This window comes from Chitinophaga sp., assembly GCF_036569125.1.
Lineage (GTDB): Bacteria > Bacteroidota > Bacteroidia > Chitinophagales > Chitinophagaceae > Chitinophaga.
In genome coordinates this window covers 1-9881 of sequence record NZ_DATCRF010000382.1, presented here as the reverse complement: position 1 = coordinate 9881, position 9881 = coordinate 1, and the positions used below count along the sequence as shown (strand labels likewise).

Below are 9881 nucleotides of genomic sequence, written 5' to 3'. Positions count from 1 at the left end.
AATTTTATATTCGCTAAAAATTCCTTATTGCCAGCAGATGTTTCAGATATTACCGAAAACCTACTACCGCTTGTAGCAGCAGGCAGTGAAAAGGCATTCCGGCAGCTCTTTCATTTGTACGCCGATCTTTTACATACCTATATTCAAAACATCACAAAATCCAGCGAGCTGGCGGAAGAAGTAGTACAGGATATTTTCCTGCAGATCTGGATAAGCCGGGAAACATTGCATAATGTCCGCAATTTTAGAAGCTATCTATTTGTTATTTCCCGCAACCATGCTCTGAATATCATTAAAAAGATGATCCGCGAGAACAGGCGGGTAAAGCAGTGGGAAGAAAGCAAAGCCCTCCACGCGGATAGCAACCCTGAGTACCTGGAACACCGGTTAAGCCTTCTTGAAGAAGCCATTCTCCTGCTCCCTCCCCAGCAACAGAAAGTATGGGTAATGAGCCGGAAACAGGGAATGAAGTACAGCGAGATAGCCGCTGCTACCGGCCTTTCCAGGGAAACGATCAAAAAATACCTGCAATACGCCACCAGCTCCATTACACAATATGTTGCCTCCAGGATCGACCTGCTGGTTATTTTCCTGCTGTTCATACGCCGCTAAAAAAAAATTTCCCTACGCATAGCCCCTTTTTCATTTTCCTGTTGTTCCTATTATTAAGTAACCTTTTTCATGCAAACATCCTCCAGGCTTTCAATACTGTTCCGACGCTGGTTCAAGGGCCAGGCCTCGCCTTCCGAGACAGAAGAGCTAATGGGCCTGCTCGATGCGACGGACCCGGATCAGGAGCTGCCGGCCTTGTTAAAGGAGGAATGGGATGATCTGCAGGCCCGGCAGGTTTACACCGATACCAGGAAAGATGAAATGGTTGACAGGATACTGCGGCATTCGCCCGCTCAGCGTCCTGTACGGCAGCTCAAAACCCGGATGTGGTGGGCGGCAGCAGCATTGGTATGCATTGTGGCCGGTGCAGCGCTGTGGCTGAACCGCCAGCCTTTAAAAAAACAGCCGGCCGCCATTGCCAATACGGTGAAAGATGTTGCGCCCGGCAGGCAGGGCGCGGTGCTGGTGCTTGCCAACGGAAAATCAATAGTGCTGGATAGCACAGGCAACGGGGTGATTGCCAGTCAGAATGGGACGCAGGTAATATATAATAATGGCAGTCTTGTATATGATGCGGGAGCGTCCGGCGGAATTAGCTATAATACCATTACAACACCCTATGGGCGTAAGTTCCGGCTGGTGCTGCCTGATAATACAACCGTATGGCTGAATGCCGGCTCTTCTCTGCGGTATCCTACCGCCTTTACCGGGACAGAACGCCTGGTAGAGGTTACGGGTGAAGCCTACTTTGAGATAGCGAAAAACCCCTCCATGCCTTTCTATGTAAAGGTAAATGATCAAACGCAGGTAAAGGTGCTGGGTACCAGCTTTAACGTTAACGCCTATAGCGATGAAGCGAGCATCAATGTCACCCTGCTGCAGGGAGCAGTAATGGTGGAAACCGCCGGCGGCAGCAAGTTACAGGTCAGGCCCGGACAGCAGGCAAGGGTACAGCAGGATGCATCCGTGACCGTGTTAAACAACGTCAACACAGATCAGGTGATCGCCTGGAAAGAAGGGTATTTCAATTTTGAAGGGGCCTCCCTGCAACAGGTAATGCGGCAGCTTGCAAGATGGTACAATATAGAGGTGGTGTATGAGGGCAAAGTCCCTGACATCACATTTGAAGGGGAGCTGCCCAGCACCCTTCATCTGTCCCAGATGTTGAAAATATTAAGCCGGGTAGAGGTTAAATATCGCATAGAGGAAGAAAAACGTCTTATTATATTACCGTAACCAAAATCGAAGGAACAACCGTTAGAACCTGTAATGAAAACAGGGAAGTGTTTGCACCACCTCCCTGCAGATAATTCAGGTAACCAGACAAAACAGCCGACTAGGACTACATTTTATTCTTGAACCTAAATCATTACAAAAGTATGGATTTTCGCACTTTTTGTAAGTGTAACTGCTATGCCCATACAGGAAGGGCAGAGCGTTTAACCAAAATCAGCTATGACGCTGCGGCAGGACCAGGTCATTCCAACCGCCGGAAGCTAAAAACACTGGTAAGAACAATGAAACTTACTACCATTCTGTTACTGGCAGCCTGCGTGCACATCAGCGCAGCAAGCTTTTCCCAGACCGTCACTTATTCAGGAGAGCAGGTCACGCTATCAAAAGTGTTCGATGCAGTTAAAAAGCAAACAGGCTATGTATTCTTCTACAACAAAAATATTCTGCGGAACTGTGGCCCGCTGGATGTACATGTTGTAAACCAGCCGCTGGAAAAATTCCTGCATGATATCCTGGCAGGCAAGCAGCTGGAATATGTAATAGAAGACAAAGCCATTATTATTTCCCGGTCAAAGGAAGAAAACAGCCCGCTACAGGCGCTGCCGCCCGGCAATGATCTGAAGGGAAGGATCACGGACGATAAAGGTCATCCCCTGCCGGGTGTATCCGTTAAGGTAAAAGGAACAAGCAGGGGTACTACCACCAATGCAGATGGCGTATACAACCTCACTAACCTGCCGGAAAATACCGTACTGGAAGTGTCTTACCTGGGCTTTGAATCCAGGGAAATGAATGTACAGGGAAAAACAACGCTGGATCTGCAGCTGATACCGGTGAGCAAGGATATTGAAGGCGTAACGGTAGTAGGTTATACTTCCAAAAATGTCAAATATCTATCCAGCGCTGTTACTACTGTTACCGGTGAAAAACTGCGGGATGTTACTTCCAATAATCTGGCCGGCCTGCTGCAGGGCAAAGCGGCCGGCGTAACAGTGTCTACCCCTTCCGGGGATCCGACTGCCGGCTCCGCGATACTGGTGCGCGGCCAAAGCACCCTGGGCGCCAGCTCAGATCCCCTTTACGTGGTGGACGGCAACATCGGCGGCACCTTTAACCCCAACGATGTGGAATCCGTTACCATCCTGAAAGATGCCGCTGCTACAGGTTTGTATGGCTCAAGGGCTGCTAACGGCGTAATCATCATCACGACCAAACAGGGAAAAGCAGGAAGATCAAAAATATCATTCAGCGCCACAACAGGATTTAACAAGGCCAATTTCGGGAAGTTCAGGCTTATGAACTCCCGGCAGCTTTATGACTATCAGCAAACATTCACCAGCCGCCCGGACTCTGTGCTGAACACCAATACCAACTGGCTGGACCTTGCCTTCAGAACAGCCATGACACAAAGTTATACGCTCTCCGCATCAGGCGGTTCTGAAAGAACACAATTCTTTACTTCGGGGAATTATTACAGCGAAGAAGGCACATTGCTCACCAATAAGCTCACAGCCTACAGCTTCCGTACCAATGTAACGCATAAGATAACAGACAAGCTGAAAGTAAGCGTATTGGTGAACGGCATCTTCACAAAGAACGATAACCAGCAGAGCAGCACCCTGTACGACGCTTATACAGACCTTCCCTGGGACAACCCTTTTAACCGCGATGGCTCGCCACGCCCGGGCAACAGCGATGGATGGCTGGGCCGCGACCAGCACAATTTCCTGCATTCATTACAGTACAATCTTTCCTACGATAAAAAATTTGAAGGAACAGGCGATCTGAATATCGATTATGCCATCTTCAAACATTTTACCATCTCCTCCTATAACAGGGCTTACTTTAACAGCTATAAGGGAGTGGAATACTATGACCGGCGATCGCAGGAAGGAACCGCTGATAATGGTTACCTCTCTAACGAGAACAGCTATACGAGCCGGCTGCTTAGCTCCAACCGGCTGCGGTATGATAATAGTTTTGGAGATCATAACCTGTCAGTGCTGGCGGTGCAGGAGGGGGAAAAGTATTATTACGATGAGAATACCGCCACCGGCCGCGGGCTGCCGCAGGGAATGACGGCTATGTCCACCGCCACGGAGGTAAAGAACAATCCCACCGGTGGCTGGAACCAGTATTCATTCACCAAATGGCTGGCGCAGGCCGATTATAATTTCGCCAACAAGTATTTCCTGGTTGCTTCTTATGTGTACGATATCTCGTCCAAGTTCGGCAACAATAATCCCGGCGGCAGCTTTTACCAGTTAGGCGCATCCTGGATCCTGACCAATGAACAGTTCCTGGCAGGCAACAGCACCATCAGCTTCCTGAAGCTGCGCCTGGGGCATGGCACCGTAGGCAACCCGCCCAGCGGCGATTACCAGGCCTTAGGACTGTACTCTTATGACCAAACGGCAAGCTACGCGGGCCTGGCAGGCTCCTACCCTTCCCAGAAAGCCAATCCCGATCTTACCTGGGAAAAGATCCGGGTCAATAACCTGGGACTGAACGTTAGCTTTTTTGATGACCGCATAGGACTGATAGCAGATGTGTATGACAAGCATGCCAAGTCATTGCTGATGACAAAGAATCTGCCGTACACCAGCGGATACTCTTCCATACTGGAGAACATTGGCTCTGTAAACAACAGGGGCTTTGAGATCACATTGAACACCCAGAACCTTACCGGTGCATTCAAATGGGAAACCAGTTTTAACATTGCGCATAACCGGAACAAGGTTACCAAGCTAAATGGCAGCGACAAGTTTGCCAGCCCGGGCGCCATGCAGCCCGTAGGCTTGAATGAGGATATGGATAAATGGTACATGCGCATCTGGGCCGGCGTAGATCCCGCTAACGGCGATCCGCTCTGGCAGAAAGTGGAGACCGACCAGAATGGCAAGCAGACCATTACGCTCACCAACTCCTATAACCAGGCCACCCTGCAGTACACCGGTACCTCCGCCGCGCCGAAGTTCACAGGCGGCATATTGAATACATTCTCCTACCGGGGCTTCAGCCTGAGCGCCTTCTTTAATTTCGTCAGTGGGAACCAGGTGTACAATAATTCAAGGCAGTTCTTTGATTCCGATGGATTGTATGACAGCTACAACCAGATGGTGCTGGCAGATGGCTGGAGCAGGTGGCAACAGCCGGGGGACAACGCCACGCACCCCAAACCTTTGCTGGGAGGAAATAAATCGTCCAACCAGCCATCTTCAAGATACCTGGAGGATGGCAGCTATATCCGCCTGCGTAATGTGCGGCTGGCATATGATCTTCCCGGTAACCTGCTTGGCAGGATCCATATCAGCACTGCACGGATATTCATAAGCGGTGATAACCTCTGGACCGCTACCCATTTTTCAGGTATGGACCCTGAAGTAGACTTCAGCTCCGGCGAATCCGGAACCAAATATCCCATCAGCAGGAAGATATTATTTGGAGTAAATGTTGAATTTTAAAAACAAGATCATGAAGCATCGTATTCTGTATATATTCCTTTCCGGCTGCCTGGTATTTGGTACAACAGCCTGCAAAAAATATTATGAGCCGTCCACTGCCAAATCGGAAGCGGACGCGCTGAACTCCGCTGATGATGTGGAATCCGCCACCATCGGCGCATATGCCGTGCTTAAAAAACCGGAGTATGTGAGGAGCATGCATTTCCTTTCTGAATATCCCAGCGATAATGTTGCGCAGGGCCAGACCTCCTCAGATGACCTGTCTAACTGCTACCGTTATACGCACCTGGTGGACGGAGCCCATGCTACCAATGTGTGGATGCAGGCCTATTCCGTGATCAATGCAGCCAACAAGGTGATTGCCTTTGTGGCGGATAATGAATCAGATGCCCTGAACCAGCTAAAGGGAGAATGCCTTTACCTGCGCGCCATGATGTATTTTAACCTGGCCCGCGTATTTGGCCGGCCTTTCCCGCAGAATAGCGGCGCCGGCGCAGGGGTGCCACTGGTGCTGGAAAACGCGCAGGAAGAGTTTCCTGCACGGAACACCGTGAAAGAAGTGTATGACCAGGTGATCACTGATCTGCAGAAAGCCGCTGCAATGATGACGGAAGAGAAGAACAATAACTTTGCTTCCAGGGAAGTGGCCTATGCTTTGCTTTGCCGCGTTTACCTGTATATGCAGGACAATGACAAAGCCATAGAATATGCAGATAAAGTGATCAGCTCCGGCCGGTATGCGCTGCTGCAGGGAGCAGACTATCAGCATTACTTCAGGGGCGTGCCGGAAGATAATGACGAAACGATCTTCTGTATCCGGCATATGACAACGGAGAACCGCGATTTCTCTGCCATTGGCTCCATGTATTTCAGCGAAGGCGGGCAGGGCGTTACCGGCTGGGGAGAGATCTATGCTTCCAAACAGTATGTGACCCTGCTGGACAAGCATCCGGAAGACCTGCGCCATAGCTTCATCTCGCCCTATACAACAACCGGCACACTGGAATATCCGTATGCAATACCGGTAACTACTATACGTTATAATACAAGGCTGAACCCCAATACGCCTATGTACTATGTAAATAAGTATAATTACCAGGAAGGGCTTGTCAATCTCAGCTCTCCGGTATATCTGCGCCTGGCAGAGATTATACTGAACCGTGCAGAGGCCAATGCCAAGAAAGGCAACCTGCAGGCGGCGCTGGATGATGTGAACACGATCCGCAAACGCGCAGGCCTGAGCGGCGATGCATTATATACATTGGCCAATATAGGCGCCAGAACGGTGCTGGATGTAGTGCTGGAAGAACGTCAGCTGGAGCTGGCCTTTGAAGGTCACCGCGCTTATGACCTGTTCAGGAATAACCGGCCGCTGATGCGTGACTATCCCGGTACGCACAGCCTTAATAACACACCTTCCACCAATATCACGCAAACCATACCTGCCACTGATAACAGGGTGATCTTTTATATCCCGAACAGGGAAATACTGATCAATCAAAAACTTATCCAGAATCCATGATCTTTTAATCCTTAAAAATGCACCTGACGGGCCTGTGCGCAGCTATGCAAACACAGATCCGGCAGGCCTGCAAGATCAAATACTATTACATGAAACCTAAACAAAGAATGCTTACCACCCTTCTGTTGATTGCCGGCATATTTGCCTGCGGAAAAGACATAAGCATTTCGGGCGCCCAAAAGATGCAGAACCATCCTGCTGCTGCGCCACCTGCTTCCAGTTATAATGTAGCCCTGGCGGGAAACGGGTTTGTTACCACGCTGCCTGCCGGCGGCGCCGAAGTGATCACAGATAACGGACTTGGCAACTGGACCAGCACATCCAGCATCACCAGTGTGTATTTCCGCCTGGGCCTTACAGGGCAGCTCAATGTAGCAGTAAAGGCAAAAGTGCCGGACGGCACCAGCGTGATAAAGGTAACTGTTAACGGCACTTCCTTTAACGTAACGCTCAGCGGCAATGCCTATAACACCTATGCCGCAGGCAGCGTTAATATCACTGCTGCCGGATACGTAAAGGTAGCGCTTCAGGGCATTAGCAAGACCGGCGGCTATTTTGCAGATGTATCTGATATTGTTATCAGTGGCGCTGCTACAGCAAACAACGTGGTGTATGCCAATGACCCGGAAAATTATTACTGGTCAAGACGCGGTCCTTCCGTGCATCTGCAGTTCACGCCTCCGGCAGGCACTACGCCGGAATGGTTCTACAGTGAGCTGCATGTGCCGGCCGGTCAGGACAAAATTGGTTCTTACTTTATGGCCAACGGTTTTAGCGGCGGTTATTTCGGCATACAGGTGAACAGCAGCACGGAAAGGCGGGTATTGTTCTCTGTGTGGGATCCCACTACCGGTACTACATCGCTTGTACGGAAAGGCCCAAACGTGGTGGACAACAGTTTTGGCGGGGAGGGCACCGGCGGACAAAGCTACCTGGTGTTCAACTGGAAGGCCGGCACTACGTATAAATTCCTTACACAAGCCAAACCTGACGGCAACGGCGCCACAGATTTCTCTTCCTGGATCTATACACCGGAATCCGGCAGCTGGCGCTTTATTGCCACCTGGAAAAGACCCAATACCGTTACCTATCTGACAGGGCTATACTCTTTCCTTGAAAATTTCAATGATACGCAGGGCTATCTTGGAAGAAAAGCGCGCTATGGCAACCAATGGGTAAGGGATACGGCCGGCGCGTGGATAGAGCTGTCTACGGCTACATTCACAGCAGATGCCACCGCTCATAATGACCAACGCCGTGACTATGCAGGCGGTGTTGAATCAGGTGTATTCTATTTGCAGAATGGCGGATTCTTTTCCAACTATGTGAACTACAATACCAGCTTTACGCGCACGGCTACAGGCGTGCCGCCTGCCGTGAACCTCAGCACCCTGCCATAGTTAAGGACCATCAACTAATCAGTAACTACAAACAACTACTATCATGATATATCGCAGAACTTTTCTTCAACAAACTATAACTGCCGGTATTGGTTTATCATTATTCAATACACCGGCAAAACTATTTGCGCAGGTTAAAAAAGCTAAAGTAAGAGTAGGCCTGATAGGGGTAGGCGCACGCGGGCAGAATCACCTGAGCCTGTGCCTGCGGCGTGAAGATGTGGACGTAATAGCCATCTGCGACCCTGATACAAAATGGGCTGTTCCCAAGGCAATGCAGCTGATCAGCAAGGCATATGGCGCCAACAGGAAAGTAACCGCATACACCAATGGCAATGAGGATTTTCTGAACATGCTTAAACGGGATGATATTGATGCCGTGATCATCGCCACACCATGGGAATGGCACACCAAACAGGCCGTAGCGGCTATGAAAGCAGGTAAAACGCCCGCAGTGGAAGTTTGCGGCGCCAGTGACATACAGGAATGCTGGGAGCTGGTGAATACCAGTGAAAGCACCGGCGTACCCGTGTTCGGTATGGAAAATGTATGTTACCGCCGGGATGTAATGGCAGTACTGAATATGGTGCGGCAGGGATTATTCGGAGAGCTCACGCATCTGCAGGGCGGTTACCAGCACGATCTGCGCGGGGTTAAATTCAACAACGGGCAGCAGCTCTATGGCGGCGGAGTGGAGTTTGGCGAAAAAGCCATGTCGGAAGCCAAATGGAGGACCAACCATTCGGTACACCGCAACGGCGACCTTTATCCTACACACGGATTAGGGCCTGTTAATAATATGATCAACATCAACCGGGGCAACCGTTTAATATCGCTCAGCGCTGTAGCTACCAAATCCAGGGGATTGCATAAATATATAGTAGATAAAGGCGGTCAGAATCATCCCAATGCCAAAGTGGAATTTAAGCTGGGCGATATTGTGAGTACGCTGCTCAGAACCAATAACGGGGAAACCATTATGCTCTCGCATGATACAAACTCTCCCCGCCCTTATTCTCTTAATTTCAGAGTGCAGGGCACCAATGGTTTATGGATGGATGACCTGGATTCCATTTACGTAGAAGGTAAAAGCGCCTATGACCAGTGGGAAAAAGCCGGCAAACCTGATGAAACCGGCAGTTACATGAACCGGTATGACCACCCATTATGGAAACGTTATGCGAATGACGCCTCAGGAGCCGGCCATGGCGGTATGGATTGGTTTGTGATCAACTCTTTCATTGAAAGCATAAAACGCGGAGCTCCTTATGCGCTTGACGTGTATGACCTGGCAACCTGGTATGCTATTACCCCGCTGAGCGAACAGTCTGTGGCAGAAGGCGGGAGCCTGCAATACATCCCTGACTTTACCCGTGGCGCGTGGATAAACCGTCAACCGGTGTTTGCACTAAATAATGAATGGTAAGTCAGGATTGAATTAGTACAGGGCATGATGCAGGCCACCGCATCATGCCCCATAGACTACCTTTGTGCTATCATACTTATTACAGCTATTTTCCCTCAAACTTGCGGGTCGCCTCAGTTGTAACAGGTGTAAAAAAATTTACCAGGTTCCCGTCAGGATCCCGGAACAAAAGAGACCTGTTGCCCCAGGGCATGGTGGTCGGTTGCTGCACGATATATGGC

The 9881-nt window shown here is 50.0% G+C and carries 7 protein-coding genes; 6 read left to right on the top strand and 1 reads right to left on the bottom strand.

All coding sequences use genetic code 11. The features are described 5' to 3' along the window. The 6 genes from VIM87_RS14270 to VIM87_RS14245 all read left to right on the top strand — a co-directional run. Positions 1–612 (top strand): RNA polymerase sigma factor (locus VIM87_RS14270; RefSeq protein ID WP_331997647.1); only part of this gene is annotated, 612 nt, incomplete at its 5' end. Positions 613–681: 69 nt separating this feature from the next. Continuing rightward, entirely contained in the window at positions 682–1848 is a 1167-nt protein-coding gene (locus VIM87_RS14265; protein ID WP_331997646.1) for a FecR domain-containing protein, read from the top strand. Positions 1849–2129: 281 nt separating this feature from the next. Continuing rightward, complete coding sequence (locus VIM87_RS14260; RefSeq protein WP_331997645.1) at positions 2130–5312, top strand: TonB-dependent receptor; 3183 nt, start codon at positions 2130–2132, stop codon at positions 5310–5312. Positions 5313–5322: 10 nt separating this feature from the next. Beyond that, the gene (locus tag VIM87_RS14255; RefSeq protein WP_331997644.1) at positions 5323–6834 is read left to right on the top strand and encodes a RagB/SusD family nutrient uptake outer membrane protein; all 1512 of its coding nucleotides are present in this window, start codon (positions 5323–5325) and stop codon (positions 6832–6834) included. A gap of 17 nt (positions 6835–6851) precedes the next feature. Continuing rightward, complete coding sequence (locus VIM87_RS14250) at positions 6852–8234, top strand: DUF3472 domain-containing protein (protein ID WP_331997643.1); 1383 nt, start codon at positions 6852–6854, stop codon at positions 8232–8234. Positions 8235–8277: 43 nt separating this feature from the next. Next, positions 8278–9660 (top strand): Gfo/Idh/MocA family protein, encoded by a 1383-nt coding sequence (locus VIM87_RS14245; protein ID WP_331997642.1) that lies wholly within the window; start codon positions 8278–8280, stop codon positions 9658–9660. Between the two features lie 85 nt (positions 9661–9745). On the opposite strand, the gene VIM87_RS14240 is transcribed toward VIM87_RS14245, so the two are convergent. Continuing rightward, on the bottom strand, positions 9746–9871 hold the full coding sequence (locus VIM87_RS14240) for a hypothetical protein (RefSeq protein WP_331997648.1): 126 nt from the start codon (positions 9869–9871) through the stop codon (positions 9746–9748). Positions 9872–9881 lie beyond the last annotated feature (10 nt).

Excerpts from the sequence above, each read along its gene's own strand:
- VIM87_RS14250 (WP_331997643.1), top strand. The coding sequence starts at position 6,852 with ATGCACCTGACGGGCCTGTGCGCAGCTATGCAAACACAGATCCGGCAG.
- VIM87_RS14255 (WP_331997644.1), top strand. The coding sequence starts at position 5,323 with ATGAAGCATCGTATTCTGTATATATTCCTTTCCGGCTGCCTGGTATTT.
- VIM87_RS14265 (WP_331997646.1), top strand. The coding sequence starts at position 682 with ATGCAAACATCCTCCAGGCTTTCAATACTGTTCCGACGCTGGTTCAAG.
- VIM87_RS14245 (WP_331997642.1), top strand. The coding sequence starts at position 8,278 with ATGATATATCGCAGAACTTTTCTTCAACAAACTATAACTGCCGGTATT.
- VIM87_RS14260 (WP_331997645.1), top strand. The coding sequence starts at position 2,130 with ATGAAACTTACTACCATTCTGTTACTGGCAGCCTGCGTGCACATCAGC.